Annotated in this window: 17 protein-coding genes and 1 riboswitch; of the genes, 5 read left to right on the top strand and 12 right to left on the bottom strand. The window is 40.1% G+C overall.

Going from position 1 to position 21919, the window contains the following annotated elements:
• Window positions 1–74: 74 nt before the first annotated feature.
• From nagZ to FH976_RS03145, 3 genes are all read left to right on the top strand, one after another.
• Window positions 75–1067, top strand: a complete 993-nt coding sequence (gene nagZ / locus FH976_RS03155) for a beta-N-acetylhexosaminidase (protein ID WP_194089466.1) — start codon at window positions 75–77, stop codon at window positions 1065–1067.
• A gap of 122 nt (window positions 1068–1189) precedes the next feature.
• Window positions 1190–1897, top strand: a complete 708-nt coding sequence (gene phnR, locus FH976_RS03150) for a phosphonate utilization transcriptional regulator PhnR (protein ID WP_194089465.1) — start codon at window positions 1190–1192, stop codon at window positions 1895–1897.
• A gap of 86 nt (window positions 1898–1983) precedes the next feature.
• Window positions 1984–2082: riboswitch (purine riboswitch) on the top strand.
• 138 nt (window positions 2083–2220) lie between these two features.
• Window positions 2221–3231 carry an adenosine deaminase gene (locus FH976_RS03145; RefSeq protein ID WP_194089534.1) on the top strand — a complete coding sequence of 337 codons (1011 nt, stop codon included), beginning with the start codon at window positions 2221–2223 and terminating at the stop codon, window positions 3229–3231.
• Between the two features lie 148 nt (window positions 3232–3379).
• Here FH976_RS03145 and fbpC read toward each other — a convergent pair whose 3' ends face one another.
• The 6 genes from fbpC to FH976_RS03115 form a co-directional block, all read right to left on the bottom strand.
• On the bottom strand, window positions 3380–4435 hold the full coding sequence (fbpC, locus tag FH976_RS03140) for a ferric ABC transporter ATP-binding protein (protein WP_194089464.1): 1056 nt from the start codon (window positions 4433–4435) through the stop codon (window positions 3380–3382).
• 16 nt (window positions 4436–4451) lie between these two features.
• Window positions 4452–6548 carry an ABC transporter permease gene (locus FH976_RS03135; RefSeq protein WP_194089463.1) on the bottom strand — a complete coding sequence of 699 codons (2097 nt, stop codon included), beginning with the start codon at window positions 6546–6548 and terminating at the stop codon, window positions 4452–4454.
• A 228-nt stretch (window positions 6549–6776) separates the two neighbouring features.
• Window positions 6777–7814: an ABC transporter substrate-binding protein gene (locus tag FH976_RS03130; protein WP_190330265.1), complete on the bottom strand. Its 1038-nt coding sequence runs from the start codon at window positions 7812–7814 to the stop codon at window positions 6777–6779.
• Window positions 7815–8039: 225 nt separating this feature from the next.
• Window positions 8040–9374: an MFS transporter family glucose-6-phosphate receptor UhpC gene (uhpC, locus tag FH976_RS03125; protein WP_194089462.1), complete on the bottom strand. Its 1335-nt coding sequence runs from the start codon at window positions 9372–9374 to the stop codon at window positions 8040–8042.
• A gap of 87 nt (window positions 9375–9461) precedes the next feature.
• A complete protein-coding gene (locus FH976_RS03120) occupies window positions 9462–11081 on the bottom strand; it encodes an MASE1 domain-containing sensor histidine kinase (protein WP_194089461.1) in 1620 nt (539 codons plus the stop codon).
• Window positions 11082–11086: 5 nt separating this feature from the next.
• Window positions 11087–11722 carry a response regulator gene (locus tag FH976_RS03115; protein WP_194089460.1) on the bottom strand — a complete coding sequence of 212 codons (636 nt, stop codon included), beginning with the start codon at window positions 11720–11722 and terminating at the stop codon, window positions 11087–11089.
• Between the two features lie 401 nt (window positions 11723–12123).
• Here FH976_RS03115 and FH976_RS03110 point away from each other — a divergent pair, with 401 nt between their 5' ends.
• Both FH976_RS03110 and FH976_RS03105 read left to right on the top strand, forming a co-directional pair.
• Window positions 12124–13260, top strand: a complete 1137-nt coding sequence (locus tag FH976_RS03110) for an amidohydrolase (protein ID WP_228767324.1) — start codon at window positions 12124–12126, stop codon at window positions 13258–13260.
• Between the two features lie 43 nt (window positions 13261–13303).
• Complete coding sequence (locus FH976_RS03105) at window positions 13304–14821, top strand: AbgT family transporter (protein WP_194089458.1); 1518 nt, start codon at window positions 13304–13306, stop codon at window positions 14819–14821.
• A 3-nt stretch (window positions 14822–14824) separates the two neighbouring features.
• On the opposite strand, the gene FH976_RS03100 is transcribed toward FH976_RS03105, so the two are convergent.
• The 6 genes from FH976_RS03100 to FH976_RS03075 all read right to left on the bottom strand — a co-directional run bounded on the left by FH976_RS03100 (window position 14825) and on the right by FH976_RS03075 (window position 21712).
• Window positions 14825–15718 carry a LysR family transcriptional regulator gene (locus tag FH976_RS03100; RefSeq protein ID WP_194089457.1) on the bottom strand — a complete coding sequence of 298 codons (894 nt, stop codon included), beginning with the start codon at window positions 15716–15718 and terminating at the stop codon, window positions 14825–14827.
• A gap of 276 nt (window positions 15719–15994) precedes the next feature.
• Complete coding sequence (locus FH976_RS03095; RefSeq protein ID WP_194089456.1) at window positions 15995–16684, bottom strand: response regulator; 690 nt, start codon at window positions 16682–16684, stop codon at window positions 15995–15997.
• Window position 16685: 1 nt separating this feature from the next.
• The gene (locus FH976_RS03090) at window positions 16686–18365 is read right to left on the bottom strand and encodes an ATP-binding protein (protein WP_194089455.1); all 1680 of its coding nucleotides are present in this window, start codon (window positions 18363–18365) and stop codon (window positions 16686–16688) included.
• Window positions 18366–18631: 266 nt separating this feature from the next.
• On the bottom strand, window positions 18632–20140 hold the full coding sequence (locus FH976_RS03085) for a tripartite tricarboxylate transporter permease (protein WP_194089454.1): 1509 nt from the start codon (window positions 20138–20140) through the stop codon (window positions 18632–18634).
• Window positions 20141–20152: 12 nt separating this feature from the next.
• Complete coding sequence (locus FH976_RS03080; protein WP_194089453.1) at window positions 20153–20641, bottom strand: tripartite tricarboxylate transporter TctB family protein; 489 nt, start codon at window positions 20639–20641, stop codon at window positions 20153–20155.
• Between the two features lie 84 nt (window positions 20642–20725).
• Window positions 20726–21712 carry a Bug family tripartite tricarboxylate transporter substrate binding protein gene (locus tag FH976_RS03075; RefSeq protein ID WP_194089452.1) on the bottom strand — a complete coding sequence of 329 codons (987 nt, stop codon included), beginning with the start codon at window positions 21710–21712 and terminating at the stop codon, window positions 20726–20728.
• Window positions 21713–21919: the final 207 nt, after the last annotated feature.

The raw sequence follows: 21919 nt of genomic DNA, 5'->3' as shown, positions 1-21919 counted from the left end.
CAGTGGATTACATCACATGTGTTGGTTTTCATTCAGTGAATACATAAAGTTAATTTTTTCAGTAAGGAATAAGCATGGGTCCATTGTGGTTAGATGTCGAAGGGTTTGAACTCGACGCAGTAGAAAAAGAAATTCTGGCGCATCCAACCGTGGGCGGCGTGATCTTATTTGCCCGGAATTACCATGATAATGAACAATTAATTGCCCTTAATAAAGCCATTCGCACCGCAGCTAAACGTCCTATTCTCATTGGTGTTGATCAAGAAGGTGGGCGAGTACAGCGTTTTCGTGAAGGCTTTACGACCATTCCTGCGGCAAAAGATTATGCCCAAATGAATAATGGCGAGGAAGCCGCGTTACTTGGCGGTTGGTTAATGGCGGCAGAGTTGATTGCCCACGATATCGACTTAAGCTTTGCGCCAGTATTGGATAAAACATTTCAATGTAAGGCAATTGGTAGCCGTGCATTTGGGGAAGATTTAGAGACTATTTTGAAATACAGCTCGGCGTATATGAAAGGGATGAAACAAGTCGGAATGGCGACCACAGGTAAGCACTTTCCCGGGCATGGTGGCGTGATTGTTGATTCGCATTATGAAACGCCATTTGATCATCGTGATGATATTTTTGCTACCGATATGGCGATCTTTAAAGCTCAAATTGAAGCTGGAATTCTTGATGCTATGATGCCGGCGCATGTGGTGTATCCTCATTATGACGATCAACCCGCCAGTGGCTCAAACTATTGGTTAAAAGAGGTATTGCGTAACCAACTTGGTTTTGAAGGAATTGTGTTTTCAGATGATCTCAACATGGAAGGCGCCAGTATTATGGGCGGACCCGCTGAGCGTTCACTAAAATCCATGCAATCGGGTTGTGACATGGTATTGATGTGTAATAACCGACAATCTGCGATTGAAGTTTTGGATAATTTACCCGTTACCGAAGTGCCACAAGCGATGTCGTTATTGAAAAAACAAAGCTTTAGTTTGGCCGAACTGCAATCAACGGAACGTTGGAAACAAGCCAACCGATGGATGCGAGATCATCAAGAAGCTTTATGTTAGTCAGCGGTAGCTCTATTAGTCTATTTTAGCTGTAGTAGCTGTATCTATGTTAACTGTGGCCTTATGTTAATTGTTAGCACCGTTGGTATTAACCGCTGAATCCAAGATAAATAAGGGATACCGTGCAGTATGTAAAAATTAAAGAAGCTTTGGTTGAGCAAATTGATTCGGGCATGTTGGCGGCGAGACAAAAGCTGCCATCTGAACGGAAATTAGCGGAATCTTTTGATACCACGCGAGTGACGTTGCGTGAGGCGTTATCGCTATTGGAAGCAGAAGGCAAAATTTACCGTGAAGATCGCCGTGGTTGGTTCATATCTCCAGAGCCTCTTATTTACGATCCAACTCAAACACATCATTTTACTAATATGGCTTTAGCGCAACAGCGTAAACCTGAAACGAAATTGATCTCAACTAAATCGATGCTAGCAAACAAACAGGCGGTGAAATTATTAGAATTGCCACCTTTTTCTGATGTTTATCAAGTAGATCGGGTACGATACTTAGAAGATAGGCCAGTAGTCTTTGTCACTAATTACATAAAATCAGAGTTGTTCCCTAAACTGCTTAAACACGACTTAACCCAATCATTAAGCGATATTTATCGTGAATATTATGGGCAGCAGTATCAGACAATACGTTATCGAGTCAGCACGACTTCCTTGCTTGGTAATATGGCCCAAGCTTTGCGAGCCACACCGGGCAGCCCAGCGACGTTAGTTGAACGGATTAATTATAATCAACATGGGCAATTGATTGATTGCGATTTAGAATATTGGCGCCATGACGCTATGTGTATCGAGTCAATTGCTGAGTTTCAGTGTGATTAATTAAAACCATACCAAGATCGATACTTGTATTTTTCTTGGAATTTTTGCACAATCTTCCACCAGTAATTTAACGCTATATTACGAAAAAATGAGCGTTAAATTCACTTCGTATAATCCCACTAATCTGGCGTGGGAGTCTCTACCAGAAACCATAAATTCTGATTACGAAGAGAGGCGAGCGATCGTTTTCTCTTTGTATGTCTACACTTAACTTATCCGTATCCCACTTTGGGCTATGAATCAGCACATCAAAAAGAAAAAATCGTTGCGCATTCACTTTAATCAATTGATTTGAAAAAAGGGTATAGACAATGAACCAACAGATGAAAACCTTTATCCAAGGCCTACCAAAAGTTGAATTGCATTTGCATATTGAAGGCTCGCTTGAACCTGATCTTATGTTTGAACTCGCCAAGCGCAATCAGATTTCCATTCCTTTTACTTCCCCACAAGAAGTACAAGCAGCGTATAAATTCAATAATTTACAGTCTTTCCTCGACATCTATTATCAAGGCGCGAATGTATTGATCCATGAGCAAGATTTTTACGATCTTACTTGGGCGTATTTATTGCGTTGCCAACAAGATAATGTTGTTCACACCGAAATTTTCTTTGATCCACAAACTCATACCGCGCGTGGTATTGCGTTTGAAACCGTCATCAATGGTATTGATAAAGCGCTAAAAAAAGGTAAAGAAGAACTTGGGATCTCAAGCCAGATTATTATGTGTTTCTTGCGTCATTTAGATCAAGATTCTGCGTTTGAAACCTTACAACAAGCACTTCCATTTAAAGATAAAATCATCGGTGTGGGCTTAGATTCTTCAGAGGATGGTCATCCACCAGAAAAATTTACCGACGTGTTTCAAGCCGCCATGAGTCATGGCTTTTTAACGGTCGCCCATGCAGGGGAAGAGGGGCCGGCGGAGAACATTCATAACGCCATGAAGCTGCTCGGGGTGTCGCGTATTGATCACGGTGTCCGTTGTGTGGAAGACCCACAATTGGTGGCTCAATTGATTGCGGATCGCACACCATTGACCGTTTGCCCATTATCGAACACTAAACTTAAAGTTTTCGCCAAAATGGAAGATCATAATATTGTTGAGTTATTACGCCAAGGTTTGTGTGTGACCATTAACTCAGACGATCCCGCTTATTTTGGCGGTTATATGATCGATAATTTTATGGCAGTTGCGCAGGCTCTACCAACCACACAAGAAGAATTAATGGCATTTAGTTTTAATGCGATTGAGGCGAGCTTTATTTCTGATGAAGAGAAGCTGGGATTGAATGAGCGGGTGAAGCAATATGGCTTAGTGAACGTGTGGTAATTTAAATCATCAGAATTGGATTACTCAATCTCTTTTTTGAATAGTTTGTTGTTTTATTATAATGAAAAAGCGGCGGCTTTAGATTTAGCCTCCGCTTTCCTATTACTTCCTATACAGTCACCTATTATTGATAGTTTGGCGTATTTAGTTAAGTGCTTTCGGGTAATAAAAATAATCCAACAGGGTTGATAACTAAATAGGCATGATCGGTACAGTTGGGATCAAACTGTGATGAGTTTAACTGCAATAAAAGCTCTTTGTCATGCCACTGAACGGTGAGCTCAAACATTGAGCCCATATAGGTTTTATTTATGATTTTGCACTGCTGACAAGCTTGACCTTCGGCACGCAATAATATTGCCTCTGGTCGGACACCAATTTGGTAATTACCTGGCGGTAAAGCTTGCACCGTTTCTTCATCGGCAGGAATGTGGTAATCATTAATGATTAAATCTGTGCCGTCATAATGACCATTAAATATATTAGATTCTCCCATAAAGCTGGCCATAAATAGGGAGGTGGGATGTTGGTATAATTCGGTAGGGGAGCCTTCTTGCATGATGTCGCCATCTTTCATTACAATTACGGTATCCGATACCGCGAAGGCTTCAGTCTGATCGTGGGTCACGTATAAAGACGTAATATTAAATCGTTGTTGTAATTCACGGATGGTTTCACGCATGCTGCGTCTTAAATTGGCATCTAGATTACTTAAGGGCTCATCAAACAACAGCACTTTAGGCTTTAATACCAGTGCTCTGGCTAAGGCGACTCGTTGTTGTTGTCCCCCTGAAATTTGGTCAACATAACGCTCACCAAATCCTTCTAAGTCAACCAGTTTTAACGCTTCGTCTACTCGCTGATTGATTTCCTTTTTATGTAAGCCAATCATTTTTAGTCCGTATCCAACATTATCACGCAAAGATAAGTGTGGAAATAAGGCGTAGGATTGGAACACCATACAAATATCGCGTTGTTGGATGGAGGCGCTAGTGACATCTTCGCCATCAATAAAGATCTGGCCGCTGGTCGGTTTTTCTAACCCTGCAACAAGTCGTAATACTGTGGTTTTTCCGCAACCGGAAGGACCAAGTAAAGTGACCAAGCTACCTTTTTTGATCGTTAAGTCTAAATCGCCAATCACGGTTTTGTCACCAAAACGTTTGCAGACATTTTTTAATACAACAAAGTTTTCATTTTCCATGGGTATTCTCCAAACGTTATTCTTGATTATTGGCTTTTGAACGAGACACGCGTGCTTCGCCAACAAAAAAATCAAATATTAAAATAATCGACAGCATCACCACAATGAGAATGGAGCCATACGCGATCGCGATGCCATATTCTCCATCTTCAACTCGGTTTAATATATAAGAGGTCGCAACTCGAGTTTCTGGTGTAACTAAAAATATGATGGCGCTGACGGTCGTCATGGCGCGAACAAAACTGTAGATCAATGTGGAGAGGATTGCTGGTCTCAATAAAGGCAATAAAATTTGGGTAATAGTTTTAAGCGAATTAGCTTTCAAACTCATAGAAGCTTCATCGAGTGATTTATCCAGTTGACCTAAACCAGCGATACCAGCTCTGATGCCGACGGGTACATTACGCATCACCATTGAGATAACCACAATGGCGGCAGTGCCAGTGAGATAAATAGGCGCGTCATTAAACGCTAAAATATACGAAACCCCGGCTACGGTGCCAGGTACGGCGAAACAAAGCATGGTGGCGAATTCAATGATTTTTTTACCATGGAACTGCTGGCGTACGACGATGTAAGCGATCAATAAGCCGAACAATGCCGTTAGTGGTGCGGCGATCCCTGCGAAAATTATGGTTGAGATCAACGATGGCCAAGCGCCTTCTCCAATACCCATCCCAAATAAACGAGTGTAGTTATTTAAGGTTAAGCTGTAATCCACACCCCAGTTAACAGTAAAGCTACCAAAAACGATGCTACCGTACAGTAAGATGTTAAACGCCATCCAAAAGTACAATAATCCGGAAACTGAATGTTTCAATAGGCTTGGAAGGGGTTGCACATCACCTCGATACGATTTTCCCGAAATAGTGACGTATGACCGCTTACCTATCCATAAATATTGCACCACAAAAATCGTGAGAGAGAACAATAATAATACGGCGCCTAAAGTACTGGCGGAGGCGTAGTCTAATTGTGCTCCTGCTATATAAAAATATATTTGAGTCGCCAGCACATCAAAGCTACCACCTAATACTAGCGGGTTACTAAAGTCGGCGAGCGATTGAACAAATATTATTAAGAAGCTATTGGCTAGCGCGGGTTTTAATAAAGGTAATACGATTTTAAAAAAAGTTTGATAGCGGTTTGCTCGCAGGGTATATGAGGCCTCTTCTAATGAAGGATGTAATGATTTCATAGCGCCATCTAAAATCATAAAAGACATAGGGGCAAAGGCGAGTACTTGTGCCATCCAAATTCCGGTGAAACCATATAACCAGTTGGTTTGTTCTAATCCAAACCAATCCGTCATAAATTCAGTGACATAGCCTGAGCGACCTAACATTAAGGTGACCCCTAAGCCGACCACAAAAGGTGGAGTGACGATTGGTAAGATAGAAAAAATACGTGCAATAAATGCTGAACGTATGGCTATACGTGTCGTGTAGATGGCAAAAACCAATCCAAAGAAGGTGGCACCGATACCAACGGATACTCCGAGAATGATAGAGTTCCAGATAATTTGAATAATATGTGAATGGCTAAGAATATCGAGGAATTGCCACGCTACAAAGTTCCCCATGTCATCTTTAAACATAGGAATGAAGATGGCAATGCTCGGAAATATGATAAATATGCCGATTAATAACACAATTGACAGCAGCGCACCGATCACAAAGCGATCACCGCCTAAAAACTCTAAGCGTGCAAACGCTAAGGTTATTATTGCCCCTAAAGCAATAAATAAAGCAATAGTGGAATAACCCAATCCTTGATGAGTTCCCCAAGACGAGATCAAGACAGCTAACATGCAAAAAGCTGAGTAACTAATATCAAAATAATGTCGTGATTTTGCGTATTTGTTAAGCGGTTTAAGCGGGCGAATGAATAATACGAGTGGTAGAGTAAACCATAACCAAGCAATGTTTAGACTACTCCACCCCATCGCATCGTGAAATTCTTTAGAGGTCGATTCAAAAACGCCATAATCAAGAGCAAAAGAGGGCAGTAAGACAAAGGCACATAAGAGTGCGATTATCCAATAAAAAATCGGATCGCGATGAGGCGTGTTGTGCTGCCGGCGTGGAACGGTGTCTGCGGTGAGTTCATTCATGTATGAGTACCAAAATAGTGATTCGATCATTAAGCACGATTTGATTGCAACAATGTATTATTGGAACAATGTAAAGTCGTGAGCGTCTCTTTCGCGGTCAGCAAAGACAACGCCTATTCGATTTAAAGCGATAACGTTAATGACGTTGAGTATAAACAGAACATTGGAATAGCGAGCCAGAAGTAAGGCAGAACGAGCCTACCTTACTAGTGTGATAGTGTTCGAGGGTTAGTTACCCATTTTCACCTGATTGACCCATTTATTGATCAGACGTTTACGCTCATCAGATGAGCCATAGGTGTCCATGTCATAATTTATTAGAGTGAGTTTTTTAGGATCCAACGCATTCGGCGATTGCTCTGCTTGAGTGTTGGTTAGGATCTGGAATGACTGACCCTGTTTCCAAGCCAGTTCTTGGCCTTCTTTAGACATAACCCAATCAACGAACAACTTGGCGTTATCTAGATTGCGTGCACCTTTGATAATACTAACGCCACCAATTTCATACCCAGTACCTTCACAAGGAGAAATGAGTTCAAGTGGGGCACCTTTTGATTGTTCTAGTGAGTAATCGTGTAAGAATCCGATTCCAATCGCTATTTCACCACGAGCCGCGTTACGAGAAGGAGTGACACCTGACTTAGTGTACTGGGAAACATTTTTATCTAACGCTTTGAAATAATTAAAGGCTTTTTCTTCATCCCATAACTGAATAAAGGTCGCTAATGCCGTGTAGGCTGTTCCTGAGCTCTGAGGATCGGAGATTTGGATTTCGTCTTTATATTCAGGTTTAGTCAGATCTTCCCAGCATCGTGGAATCGGTAACCCTTTTTCTTCTAGACGCTTAGTGTTCACCCCAAAGCCCAAAATACCCATGTAGACTGCTGAGGAGTAGTTGCCTTTACGTTTGGCTGGATCTTTGAACCCATCCATGATGAATTCAAGTTGTGGTGATTTATAGGCTTGCAGTAAACCCATTTCCCCGGCTTGAGATTGAGGATCTAAGGTGCCACCGTACCAAACATCAGCGCGAGGATTCTTTTTCTCTGCATCTATTTTGGCAAAGGTACTTCCAGAGCCATTACGGACAAAAGAAGTATTCACATCGTGTAGCTTCGAAAATGCGCGAGTTTCGGCTTCACACATAGCATTGGTTGCGCTGCAATATACCACGAGCCGACCTTCAGCAAAGGCTTGAGTGGCAAGAATGGATGATGAACCTAAGATCAATGTGGCAAGCAAGCTGCGCTGTAATTTATTATTCATATTTCTTTCCTCTTGTTATTGTCGTCACTTAACGGATGTATAGGGTGTTGTAGTTAAGTGCGGATCACGTACCTGTGATACGGCTAGCTATTTCTCAATAGCAAAACTTGAAATACATTTGTAATGTTGAATCTGTCATTGCCCAGTGTGATAAAATTCTGCTCGGCAATGGTCGGTTCTTATAAACCGGAATATATAAAATTACAGTGCTAACATGACGATAAATTAACGTATTATCGTTGCGGATCTTGCTCGTTGCTGTGCTTGAAGAAAGGGTAATATGAATAAGCCTATTGAGGCCGCTGCGACAGTGATGACGCTAAAAAACCCTTCCCATCCGAATCGCTCGATAATTAATGATAATGGATAGCTGGCCAGTGCTGCACCTAAGTAACCAAATAAACCAACAAAACCGGTGGCGGTGCCCGCTGCATCTTTATGCGAACACTCAGCTGCTGCCATACCAATCATCATTTGTGGTCCAAAAACAAAAAAACCAATAGAGAAGAAACATCCCGATAACACCACAACGTTATTGACTGGAGTCAGCCATAACGCGGCCACAGAAATAAAGATACCTAAAGAGAAAATCAGGTTCATCGGAGCGCGATTGCCGCGGAAAAATTTATCCGATCCCCACCCCCCAAATATTGAGCCAAAGAATCCACCGATCTCAAACATAGACACCACCGCGTTAGCTGAAAATAAGTCGTATCCATGTCGCTCGGTTAAATATAAATTCCCCCAGTCATTAATGGCAATTCGTACCACATACACTAATAAGTAAGAGCTGCCCAATAACCAAATATACTTATTACTTAGAATATAGGTTTGGATAATTTGAGAAAAACGTAGACCAATCCCTTCAGCCTCGTGCTGCTTCTCGATTTCATCGTCTCGCCATTCCCCTACTGGAGGCAAACCTAGAGTCACTGGTCTATCTTGCATACGAAAAAACAGTAATAATCCCACGGCAATAGCAATACAACCTGGAATAATAAAGCCGTATCGCCAACCTAAAGTCACCGTAATAAATCCAATACTTATCGGGATTATTGCACCGCTAACGTTGTGGCAAGTGTTCCAGATTGACCACCAGAACCCTCTTTCAGATCGTGAGTACCATGCGGTCAATAATTTAGCGCATGGCGGCCATCCCCAGCCTTGGAAGAAAGCATTTAATGTCCAAAGTGTTGCAAACATAGTCAGCGAAGAGCTGAGCCCAAAGAGTAGGTTAATGATGCCAGTAAAAATCAGCCCAAGTCCCATAAAGTAACTGGGTTTAGTCTGATCACTTACAATTCCTGAGACAAATTTTGAAAGGCCATAGGTGATGTAAAATAGTGTGCCAAGAATACCAAAATCTGAATATTGTAAGCCTAAGTCATTGAGCATAGCGGGCATTGCAAAATTAAGACTTTTACGGGTAAAGTAAAACACCCCATAACCCACATACATCGAGAACATTAAATGCATTCGCCAGTAGTGATATGTATTATTTATTTGTGCACTATCTTGGATCGGCGTAACTACCTTGGCTGATGTTGAAAAGAACATCATATTTCATGTCTCCCTAATGCTTATTAAGAGTAGCTAAGCGATCTACAAAATGAATGAGACAAAGTTATAAAAGAGTAAGAATTTTTCCTAGTTTGTCGCTTTATTATGTGGTTTTGTGGGCAAGTTAACAGTTACTCGAGTGCCTGATTGGCCATGAATGAGTGTTGATTCAATGACAAAATCACCGCCTAGCGCACTAACCCGCTCTTCGATACCTAATAGCCCTTGTCCTTTGGTGCGCCAGTTATCTGGTAGACCCACGCCGTTATCGCGTAGATCCACGCTGAAAGTATCTCCTGGTACAATACTTAATTGCACCGATGTCGCCTCGGAATGTTTATAGGTATTATTGAGTAATTCTTGAATAATACGATACAGCGTGACGGTAGTGATCTCATCCAATCGATCGGCAAAAATGCCAAAGTTCAAATGGAAATCTACGTGCCGTTCTATAAATTTCATTTCATTTGCTAGTTGCCGGATGGCGTTTTCTAATCCAAGTTCATCGAGTGTGTGCGGGCGCAGCTGAGTTAATAACTGCCTAGTAGAGGAGTGGATGCGCATTGCGAGAACGTTGATGGTTTCAGAAATATGATTTTGTTGTTCATCTTTTGTCAGTCGTTTAGCGAGCATAGACTGTATTTGAATGGCGGTAATATTCTGACCAATTTCATCATGTAACTCGCGGGCGACAGATTTTCTGATTTGTTCTTCAACCTGTACCAGTTGCCGAGTAAGATTTTGTTTTTTGGCTAATTCATATTCTAGCTTTTGGTTGGTTTGGGTTAACTGTTTAGATAATAAATGTTGTCGACTGATCGCGATTCCTAAGCCTAATCCAATTAAAGTTTGGGTAGCGACGAAGCCTTGCAGTTCGATATCTGAGCTAAACGATCCAGTGACTTGGCGAGCAGTGGCCAACAGAATACTGTTCATCACGCTGGCTAATACCCCGCCTCTCCAACCGTATCGATAAGCCATAAAAATATTGGGCAGCAAAAAAATAAGCAATGCCAGTGGTTGCAGTTGTTTTAATAACACTAGCTCGGCGCTCAAACCAATACTGAAGAATAGTAAGCACCATAATAGAGCGGAAGGGCGCAAGGTGACTTCGTTGTAGATTAAGGTTGGAGATAGAGGGCTCCAAATTTGTTGTTGTAAGTAATCGTATAACAGATACAAAAATGGTGTGAGCAATAGGCCGCCAGTAACGGCTGCTATGGTGGTTTGAGCTACGTAATGCCATTCAAGGCCCAATGGTTTGATTAACAACAATATGCCCAGCCCACAGAACAATCCGTAAACTAAAGTAAGCCCAGTAAGTGCGAGTAATTTTTGCCAATAAGTTTGTAGCGGTGACCACAAGATGCGAAATGGTATCGCGATCCAATATGCGATCAATAAAAATAATAGTAATAAATATTCATGATTTGGCGCGTGTAATAAGTGTCCTAATAGTAAGACCATCCCTATTTCACATATGGTGACTCCAAGCCATAACGAACGTGGCGCTAAGGTGAGAGTTATGAGTTTCAAGCCTGTTGGTAGTAGTAACCCTGCTAGAAATAAGTCGGTGGTTAAATAGCGACTTATGTTCCATAAACAGAACCAACATAACGAATACAATAAACAAGAAAAAGTATAAAAGAATCCACGAGAAAGTGATATTTTTAGCAAGGAGTCAACAGTTAATCGAATATAGCGCATATCATTTACGACACTTCATTGATTAGCAGTTGATGAGTGATGGCGAATCGGATCAGATCGACGTTGTTAGACAAACCAAGCTTACTTAAAATACTGGCTCGATGAACATGAATTGTTTTGTGACTAATAGATAAATAATGACCAATTTCTTTTGCTTCTTTACCTTGAATTATATGGTAAAAAATTTCCTTTTCTCGTTTCGTCAGCGCTTGTAATGCGGCTGGTGTGCCGGAAGCATTACTCAAATTAATTAACGCATCGGCACATAAATAGCGATCTCCTTTAGCGACGGTGCGAATTGCCATCACTAATTCACCTGGCCCGCAGCGTTTTGACAAGTACCCGCAAGCTCCAGCTTCTAATGCTTTACTAACAAACGATGCTGAATCATAAATCGATAAAATAATGGCTTTTAGCCCCGGCTGTGCTTTTTTAAGCTGCTCCAATAAATCCAATCCATTCTCATCGGGCATTGAAATATCAATCACCGCAACATCCACCGTTGTCCTCGACAAGGTATAAAATGCTTCGCGTGCATTACTGTGTTCACTGTGCACCGTAATATCAGGTTCGACAGATAATAACTGCGCAAACCCAGACCGAACCATAATATGGTCATCAACCAAAGTAACAGAAATCATTTGAATATTTTATCCATGCATTGTGAGTCGATTAGTTAATATAGGAACGATAGTATAGAAGTTGCCATAATTGTCTTTATTTTGTGATTATATCGCCAATAGTGTGAAGGGTAAGGGGTTGTCTCACTCTAAATAGGTGGGAAGACTAAAGAATATATTTTTAAATGATAATTTTCGTTATTAATATTAATTAGAGAATGCGATTTAGTGAGTTACGTCACGTCGTGGTAGAGGTGGGACTATAATAACCGCCGTCATAAAATTCTATTATTAGTATTATTAATAATAGAATAATCAATTGCACTAGGATTATTTGTTAATTAGATGTTATTTATGAATAACAAATTAATAATGAGGTTTTTATGGACACGATAAGCAAGCTAAAATCATGGGTACCTGAAATGGTTGAAATACGGCACCGTATACATAGTAATCCTGAATTGGGCTTTGAAGAGCATTCAACTCAAAAGTTAGTGGCTTCTCTTTTAAAGAGCTATGGCGTTGATCAGGTTTATACTGACTTTGGTGGTACTGGGGTCGTTGGAGTTATAGGGGGCGCTTTAGGTAGTGGAAAAATGATAGGTTTACGTGCCGATATGGATGCGCTGCCTATATCAGAAGAAAATAAATTTAATTACCGCTCACAAAATGAAGGAAAAATGCATGCTTGTGGTCATGATGGGCACACCAGTATGCTGCTTTTAGCTGCTAAATATTTGGCCTCTTCTCGCCAATTTAAAGGAACAGCTATTGTTATTTTTCAGCCTGCTGAAGAAGGATTAGGCGGTGCTGAAAAAATGATTTTTGATGGGATACTTGAGCGATTCCCTCTTGATGGATGCTATGCTTTACATAATATGCCTGGTATTGAAGCAGGACATTTTGCTTTTAAGAAAGGCCCGATTATGGCAAGTTCTGATCGATTATTTGTGACTATTCATGGTAAGAGTGGCCATGCTGGATTACCTCATCTAACTGAGGATCCATTATTGGCGACTACACATATTTATCAGGCAATACAAGGGATTGTTAGTCGATGTTATGATCCATTTGATCCTATGGTTGTGTCGGTTACTCAAATACATTGTGGCGATACGACTAATGTTATTGCTGATAAAGCTTATATGAGCGGTACGTTTCGAACATTATCAAAAGTAACTAGAGACAGCTTAGTGGCTAAACTTGAGCAGTTAGTGAAGTATACTGCAAAAGCATATGGTCTCAACGGTGAGTTTAAGTTAGGGCCTATTTCTCATCCGCCAACAGTTAACACAAGCGATGAAGTTGACTATGCTATTGCTGCCGCTACCGATATTGTTGGTCATAACCAAGTTAACGGTTCATGCGAAGCAATGTTAACGAGTGAAGATTTTGCTTACTTTTTAGAAAAAGTACCTGGTTGTTACGGATTTATTGGTAATGGGAAACAACCCGACCATTCACATATAGGTTTACATAATACTAAATATGATTTCAATGATGAAATACTACCAATAGGTGCCGCATATTTTATCCAATTATTAATAATTAATAATTAATAATTAATAAAATCATTGGATACTATATTACAAAGGAGTGTATATGTCTGAGTTATTAAAAATAAATAATAAGAGAAATATTTCAATTTTAGATCGTATTGAGAACTTTGGAAATAAAATTCCACATCCATTTTATATGTTTGTTATTCTCTGTCTTGGGGTAATGTTTGTCTCATGGTGGGTTTCATTTAGCGGAGGAAGTGTTATTCACCCTTCTAGTGGTGAAATGGTTTATGTTAAAAACTTAGTCAGTGGTGATGGGTTGGTTTATATATTGCAATCTGCGGTATCTAACTTTGTTTCTTTTAAACCATTAGGTCTGGTTTTATGCATGATGATTGCTATTGGTCTGGTGCAAGAAGTTGGCCTTGCCAGCGCTGCAATTAAGCGATCATTATTAAATGCATCTCGCAAGCTTGTTACTGCGTCTATATTCTTCACAGGGATTATAGGTAACCTTGCTTCAGATGCGGCTTTTATTCTTGTTCCTCCTTTAGCTGGAATTATCTTTGCAGCGACAAATAGAAATCCTGTTGTAGGTATTGCTGCAGGTTTTGTAGCCGTAGCCGCTGGTTTTACAGCGAATATTTTTATTGCAGGAACGGATGTATTATTGTCAGGAATAACGACGGAAGCGGCTTCAATTATTAGTCCAATAGAAGTCAGCCCAGCGGCAAATTGGTATTTCATGCTTATTTCAGTTCCTATTTTAATTATTATTGGTACGATATTTACTGATAAGTATATTGAGCCACGTTTTGATAAAAAAATATTGCTAGATACTGAATTTGAACCATTATTGGAACAGTATCAAGTGACTACTATTGAGTTAGTTGCATTGAAGTGGGCTGGCTGGGCATCCTTGTTGTTTGTTTCTAGTTTAAGTTTGATGCTTTGGTCGGATGATTCTCCTTTAAGGAATTCAGATGGTGGCTTAGTCCCCTCACCTTTTTTGAAAGGTATCATTCCTATTATTATGGCATTCTTTATCTTAAATGCGGTAGTTTATGGCTATAAATCGGGTGTACTTAAACAAGCAAGTGATATACCAGAGCTTATGTCTAAATCATTACAAGGTATTGGTGGATATATAGTTTTAGTTTTTGTTATTTCTCAGTTTATTGCCTGGTTTAATTGGTCTAATTTGGCCGTTTTTATTGCAGTAAATGGTGCTGATTGGTTGTCTGGGATTGAATTGCCGAAAACAATAATGATTGCGATGTTCATGGTACTAGCAGGGGTGATGAATTTAATTGTATTCAGTGGTTCCGCTCAGTGGGCAATTATGGCACCAGTATTCATACCTTTATTTATGTTACTTGGCATTTCACCTGAATATACCCAAATGGCGTACCGTATTGCAGACTCTACGACAAATATTATTTCACCAACAAACCCTTATATTCCTATGGTATTAGCACTGATTGCCAAATATAATCCTAATATTAAGTTTGGTGTTTTTTTATCTATTATGGTTCCTTATTCATTCTTGCTCTTTACTGTTTGGGGGGGGATCTTCTTAATTTATATGATAACAGGTTTACCCGTTGGGCCAATGTGAATATTATTTATTCCACGAATTAACATGCTTTTTTAATATTAATCTGAACTCATCAATTAAAGGTTGTTGAGTTTCTTTTCTTGTGATAATTCCAATGTGACGGTATTGAATTGGCTTGACTATTGGAATGAAGATAACATCTTCGGCATGAGTTAGTTTTTCTATTGTTGATGACAAAATACTGGTGCCTAAGCCATTTTGTATCATTCCTATGAGTGTAGATGTATGAGCAGCGCTGAGTTCAGGGTTATAGCTTAAGCCTATACGCTCAAAAGCTTCATTAGCCAAATTTCGTAAACTGTTGCCAGGACTAACGCCAATGGTGGCATATTTATGTGCTTGTTCCCATGAAACTTCTTTTTGTTTAGAAAGTGGATGATCGTGTCGGCAAGCTAAGCGTAAATGATCTCGATATAATAATTCAAATTTTAAATCTGGATGGTGGGGATCGATATTGATACCAATATCAGCTCGATGTTCCAATACGGATTGTGTGATATCATCCATACGCTCTTCGATTAACCGAAAGGTAAAGTCAGGGTATCGAATTTTTAGTTCACCAAATGTTTTGGGAGCTAATGATGCGCAAATTGTATACAGCGAAGAGACAACTAAAGATTTATTATAACCATGATTACGATTTTTATTATTTTGTACGAGTTTATCTAACCGGTTAACGATAAGTCGAGCCTCTTGATACAATACTTCCCCACTATCTGTGAGTATAATTTTACGTGATTTTTTTTCAAATAATTCGGTAGACATTTGTAGTGCTAATTTTTTCATCATTTGGCTTAAAGCAGACTGTGTAATATGTATCTGTTCTGCCGCTTGAGTGAAATTTTCTGTGTCTGCGAGAATAAGAAATGCTTTCAGTTGACGGTAACTAACATCCATTGTTAATACTTAATGCTATTAAATGTTTTTTATTGTACCTCGGCCGCTAATTTATACTAGCAATATGATGAAAATTGGAGAGCTGGATCATGACTAAATATGTACGGTGTTTCGGCTTATTCTCAATAGATATTAGAGTTTAAACTAGGTATCAATTGGCCAATTAACAAACCAATAATTAAAATTTTAGAAATGTTTATTAACTATTAAACTCAAATGTATTAATAATACTTTAATTAAGATAACTATTGTTTAAACGTCATTTTATATCTTTATTTAACCCAACTTTACATACACTCGTTCAGGTCGTCCGACTTTGCCATATTCGTTTTCAGCGGTTAATAATCCATTGGCCGAGCAATATTCTAAATAGCGGCGAGCGGTGGTTTTGCTGATGCCGGTTTCCTGCACTAAACGATCCACGGTGAATTTTATGCCAATATTTTGTGAGAATACGCGTTTGATTTTCTCAAGCGTGATGCCTTCAATCCCCTTAGGGAGTAATTGTTGGTGTTTGTCTCGAAGTTGAATATTAAACAGCTCATCGATCTGGCGTTGCTCAAGATTTTCGTAGGCTTTCATCGCGTTATTTAAGGTTAAATAACGATTGAGAGTTTCTTGTAAACGCTCATACGAAACGGGTTTTAATAAGTAATCAAAACAACCTAATTTCATAGCCGCTTTTACGGTATCAATTTCATCTGATGCCGTGATCAGTACCACATCAATTTTATGTGAGATTTTATCGGCTATAATTTCTCGGAATAAATCAATACCCGTTCCATCTGGTAAATAGTTATCTAAAATAATTAAATTCGGCTTATGCACTTTTACCATGGTTCTTGCCATTTGAAGGGTTTCGGCAATACCAATAGGATTGAAACGATTGGTTTGTCTAAGAATCTGGCTGTGCATTTGCGCAATTCTTGCGTCATCTTCCACGATTAATACATCAATTAAATCCATTTTATTTACCTTCATTATGGTGGTTTGAGCCACTCTTTTTGTTGGTTATGCGTTCTGTTGGAATAAATATAGAAAATATACAGCCTTGTGGTTCTGCATGGTCAACATTAATAAAACCACCCGCATGGGTTACATAACGGTGCACTAAATACAATCCAATGCCATGATTTTGATGATCATCTATTTTACTGGTGACCCCTTTTTTCCATATTTCATCGATTAAATGTGGTTCAATTCCAATACCGTTATCGGTGATTTCTAACACTAAATCTTTACCTGCATCGGTAATCAATAGCTCAATGATACGGTTGCTGGTGGCGTTGTTTTGTGTTGCATCAAAGGCGTTATCAATAAGGTTGCCAAGGATGGCGCACAATTCTGTTTCACTTAATGTTGAGTTTAATGAATGTAGTTGGCTGGTGGGATCAAACCGTAATTCAATATTAAGTTCTCTCGCCCGTAATGATTTTCCTAATAATAAGCCCGCGACTTGAGGTAGGTGAATATTATGGTGTATGAAATCTAATAATGCTTGTTTGCTCGTGTTTTCTTGATTGATCAATTGCTGTACTTCATCCAATTTCCCCATTTGAATCAAGCCAGATATGGTCGCTAAGCGGTTGGAAAATTCATGGCGTAAAACACGCAGGCTATCGGTGTGCTGCTGAACTTGGGTTAATTCCATGGTCAATGAATCGATATCACTTTTTTCGCGAAAACTCACCACCCAGCCAGTGATCTCTTTTGGTGTATGTTCTTCTTGCTTATAAATAGCGACTCGACTGGCAATTAAGCTTAATCCATTTAAGTGAATAATTTCATCTTTTAAGTTGAGATCTAATGGTTGGCGAAAAAAGAATTCAGTGTGCGAAACATATTCAATAATTTGGCGTGTTTTTAGATATTTAAAGCCTTTATTTATGCCGAGTAATGTCTTAGCCGTTTTATTGATAGTCAGAAAATAGCCTTGGTTGTCAATCGCAATGATGCCTTCATAAACAGAGCTTAATATTGATTTTTGTAAGTTTAAGGCGAGGGCGATTTCTTCTGGTTCCATGCCGTTCATTTTGGTTTGAACATGGCGAGAAAACCCCCATGCGGCAATGAGAGTTAGCGCAAAAATGCAGAAAATTTCGACCAATAGTGGCGTCATATATACATCGAGCCATTGATCAAATCGATTGAGTAAATAACCGACTGAAACGACGCCAATAATGTTGTGGTCTGCATCAAAAATAGGCGTTTTCCCGCGAATGCCGTAGCCTAAACTGCCTTCGCGTAGAGTGATATAAGATTCGCCACGCTCTAACACGCCAGTATTATCACCACCTTGCATAGAATGTCCGATCCGCTCTTCTACTGGATGTGATAGACGAATACCTTTTTCATCGCCAATCACTATAAAACTGGCATCGGATATTGTTGATAATCTTTCTATATGTGGTTTCAAGTCGTCTATGTTTTTTTGCTCAACTTGTTTTATTAGCTCAGGATCGCTGGCAATTTCCTTAGCTTGAATTAAAGCGCGAGTACCGACTTGATGTTTGATCGAATCATATAAGGTACTGTCAAAATGCCAAACCATGACCGACATTTGTAGGATTAACAAAATAAAAAGCAGTAAAAATACTTTAGTGCGAAAGGTGAGTTTAGATAAAGAGGAAATACTGCTTTTTATCATACGTAATAGACCAGATGGAGGAAAAGGTGACGTTATTTAGTGTGGATGTAACTAATGTGCAGCATGAATGTTAAATTAAAACCCGAGTGATTACAGTGATGGATTCTTGCTTTCAAGAAAATGTTAAGAATGGGAACAATATTAGGTGGGGGAGGACTTTGTCCAAAAAATTATGAAAAAAGCCCAAATAACCGAATGTGAATATCAACTGGTTATTTGGGCGAAGGGTAACGTTACTAGGAACTTATCCCAAAGGAGAATTTGTTCTATACCGAAGTTGATCTCTGAGCTATTTTTGCGCGTAGAGCCCCAATCATTGGCAAAATTATAGATAATGCAATCACGGCTAATAATATTTGTGCAATGCCCGAGTGAGCAAATATCGATAAGTCTTGGTTAGAAATACGATAGCCTTGTCGGAATGATTGCTCCATTTGCCCGCCTACAATTGCCGCTAAAATCATCGGTGCCGTTGGAATGTTAGCGCGTCCCATAATAACGCCGGCAATACCTAAAATAATCAATATATAGAAATCGACCACGGAGGTACTGATCGCATAGCAGCCGACAAAGGCTAAGCCAAGCACGATTGGATATAACACCTTAGCAGGAATAGATAACAACCGAACCAACACGCCTGCTAATGGAATATTCACAATAGCCAGAATAACGTTAGCGACAAACATACTGGCGATTAAGCCCCATGCCGTGTCAGGATGTTGAGCAAATAGTAATGGCCCCGGCTGAATACCTAACATAAGTAATGCACCCATCATTACCGCGGTTGTGCCCGAACCCGGAACGCCAAGTGATAACATTGGTATCATGGCACCAATAGAAGCCGCATTGTTTGCCGATTCTGGTGCGGCTAAACCTTCAATTGCGCCGTGTCCAAATTCATCTTTGTTTTTAGATATTTGCTTCTCATTGTTGTAGCACATTAAGGAGGCCATGGTACCGCCAGCACCTGGTAAAGCACCGATAATAAAACCGACAGGCGCACTACGTAAAATTGGCCATTTTGAGCGTTTCCAATCTTCTTTAGATATCCAAATACGTTTGAATTTAGTTTGGACTTTTTTGCTGCCATCACTGAGTGTGCGGAAGCTTTTAAATACTTCACCCATGGCATAAATACCAATGATGACCACTAGAAAGTCGATCCCCGTTTGCAGTTCTAAATTACCAAATGTAAAGCGCTGTAAACCCGATTGTGAATCTATTCCGACGGTGGAGATTGCCAGGCCAATCGCCATAGATAAAAAGCCTTTTAGCATATTACCTTTTGACATGGATACCGTCATGGAAAGGGCGGCGACCATCAATAAACAATATTCGGCTGGACCAAATTTAATCGCAAAACTAGCAACCGGTTCGGCAAGTAAGGTCATTAAAATCGCGGCAATTGTGCCACCAATAAGTGAAGCAATTGCTGAAATGGCGAGGGCAGATTCTGCTCGACCTTGCATCGCCATAGGATAACCATCAAAAGTGGCGGCAAGCGCGGCGCCATCTCCAGGGGTATTAATTAAAATTGAGCTTCGAGAGCCGCCAAACATTGCGCCAATATACACGCCAGTCATAGTAATAAGTGAAGCGGTTGGCCCCATTGCAAAGGTCATGGGTAATAAAATTGCCACGCCAGTAGCCGGCCCTAAACCCGGTAGCATTCCAATCACTGTGCCTAAAATACCGCCGACAGTGATCAAAAATAAATAATAAGGCTGAAGGGCAACACCAAAGCCATTCATTAAACTTGCTAAAATATCCATCATGATTTAGCTCCGTTAATTAAAAAATGGAAAAGGTGGAAGATTGACGGCAAGCAAGTCATTAAAAGTAAAGAAAATGCTGCCCGAAAAAATGATAGAAATAATGGCGCCTTTTTTCCAATAAGAAAGGCCGCATGTCACCATCAACATCGCAAACATAAATAGGGACGTACTGATCACATAGCCTAAATGCTCGAAGGTTAATGCATAGAAAAAAGAGATCACGCAAGTAATGGCTATTTTTCGGCGGTCACTTTTTCGCTGTTGGCTTTCATTTAATAAGGCTTTTATCGCGAGAATAGATGGCGCTATCCCACCTTTTAGGATCAATAAAATGCCGATAAAAATCGCAATCGCGGCAATGGCCAGTGGCATGAAAATCGCTTCAAGTGGGTTGCCAAACATCGGATGTGGCATGTTGTATGCATAGCCGCCGTAAGTGAGCCCGAAGACGATACTAAATAGCCCAGTTAGAGCATCCCAGTTAGGTTGTTTTGTTGACATATCACACCTTCATCAATCGCTGTGTGGATTAAGGCGGAGGATAAACTCACGCCTTATATTATCGGTAAGATTATTTTGAAAGACTTAGCGACCAAATACTTCTTTAATCAGTGTCTTATATTGTTCATTGGTATTAGAAAGGAAAGTAGTGAAGTCTTGGCTATCTTGGTAAGCATCATCCCAACCGTTACGTTTAAGTGCGGCTTTCCACTCAGGTGTTGCAACCATTTTGTGTAGTGCTTCGCGCCAGTATTTAACGGCATAATCTGGCATATCTTTCGGGCCAAATAGACCACGCCAGTTTTCAAATGTTACGTCAATACCTTCTTCTTTTACGGTTGGAATTTCAGCGATTAAGCCCGTGCCAATTCGTTTGTCGGCTGTTTGCGCTAATCCATGTAATTTGCCGCTTTCCAATATGCCAGCGACATCGCCTAAACCTGTTGAAATTAAATCAACATGGCCACCTAGCGCTTGTGCCACTAAGCTGCCATCTTGGAATGAGATGTAATCAATTTGACGCAAGTTTTCAACACCAGCCGCTTTTGCGACTAATAAAAATTGAATATGGTCCATTGAACCTGCAGCCGAAGTGCCACCAATTTTGACTGATTTAGGGTCTTTTTTAAGCGCATCCATCACTTCTTTAATAGAATGGTATTTTGAATTTTCAGGCACAACAAATGCCGCGTAATCGGTGATCAAGCGTGCTAACGGTGTTGTATCTTTATAGCTGTATTGAGTTAATCCGGTCAGGTTAGTTAGCAAGATAGGAGGGGAGTAAACAGAGATTAAATCGCCTTTGCCTTTTTGGGTTTGCATATACGCCAAGTTTACCGCGCCGCCGCCGCCGGGACGATTCACTACAGGCATATTTGAATCTACGATACCTGTATCTTTTAACGTTTTTGCCACGGTACGAATAGTTAAATCCCAACCACCACCCGCGCCAGCAGGGGCAATCATGTTAATAGTATGAGGTGGGTAATCTGCCGCAACAGCAGTATTAACCAAGAGAAGTGATGTGGTCGCAATGACCGCCCCAGTGAATAATTTCTTTAGTTTCATCATGATAGACGTCCTTTGTGTCTTATTTATAATTGAATATCGATCTTTCATATTTCTATGCAATTTTCGATATCACTTTATTGTAGTTTTGATGTTTAATTATTGTTAGGAATGTGTTGAACGGTAAGAATACGCATTACAGAAAAAGGGAAGTGAGAGCAGGGTAAGCGTTCACCGGGAGGGGCTTGACAACGGTGAAAAGTAAGGAAT

It is taken from the genome of Vibrio hibernica, assembly GCF_015223435.1.
Taxonomy (GTDB): domain Bacteria; phylum Pseudomonadota; class Gammaproteobacteria; order Enterobacterales; family Vibrionaceae; genus Vibrio; species Vibrio hibernica.
Note: the sequence above shows the minus strand (reverse complement) of the source record. Positions and strands in the feature narration are given on the sequence as shown.

Coding starts and splice junctions, on each gene's coding strand:
- FH976_RS03130 (WP_190330265.1), bottom strand. CDS start 7,814: ATGAATAATAAATTACAGCGCAGCTTGCTTGCCACATTGATCTTAGGT.
- FH976_RS03135 (WP_194089463.1), bottom strand. CDS start 6,548: ATGAATGAACTCACCGCAGACACCGTTCCACGCCGGCAGCACAACACG.
- fbpC (WP_194089464.1), bottom strand. CDS start 4,435: ATGGAAAATGAAAACTTTGTTGTATTAAAAAATGTCTGCAAACGTTTT.
- FH976_RS03095 (WP_194089456.1), bottom strand. CDS start 16,684: ATGGATTTAATTGATGTATTAATCGTGGAAGATGACGCAAGAATTGCG.
- FH976_RS03090 (WP_194089455.1), bottom strand. CDS start 18,365: ATGATAAAAAGCAGTATTTCCTCTTTATCTAAACTCACCTTTCGCACT.
- uhpC (WP_194089462.1), bottom strand. CDS start 9,374: ATGATGTTCTTTTCAACATCAGCCAAGGTAGTTACGCCGATCCAAGAT.
- FH976_RS03110 (WP_228767324.1), top strand. CDS start 12,124: ATGGTTGAAATACGGCACCGTATACATAGTAATCCTGAATTGGGCTTT.
- FH976_RS03085 (WP_194089454.1), bottom strand. CDS start 20,140: ATGATGGATATTTTAGCAAGTTTAATGAATGGCTTTGGTGTTGCCCTT.
- FH976_RS03105 (WP_194089458.1), top strand. CDS start 13,304: ATGTCTGAGTTATTAAAAATAAATAATAAGAGAAATATTTCAATTTTA.
- FH976_RS03075 (WP_194089452.1), bottom strand. CDS start 21,712: ATGATGAAACTAAAGAAATTATTCACTGGGGCGGTCATTGCGACCACA.
- nagZ (WP_194089466.1), top strand. CDS start 75: ATGGGTCCATTGTGGTTAGATGTCGAAGGGTTTGAACTCGACGCAGTA.
- FH976_RS03100 (WP_194089457.1), bottom strand. CDS start 15,718: ATGGATGTTAGTTACCGTCAACTGAAAGCATTTCTTATTCTCGCAGAC.
- FH976_RS03145 (WP_194089534.1), top strand. CDS start 2,221: ATGAAAACCTTTATCCAAGGCCTACCAAAAGTTGAATTGCATTTGCAT.
- FH976_RS03115 (WP_194089460.1), bottom strand. CDS start 11,722: ATGATTTCTGTTACTTTGGTTGATGACCATATTATGGTTCGGTCTGGG.
- FH976_RS03080 (WP_194089453.1), bottom strand. CDS start 20,641: ATGTCAACAAAACAACCTAACTGGGATGCTCTAACTGGGCTATTTAGT.
- FH976_RS03120 (WP_194089461.1), bottom strand. CDS start 11,081: ATGCGCTATATTCGATTAACTGTTGACTCCTTGCTAAAAATATCACTT.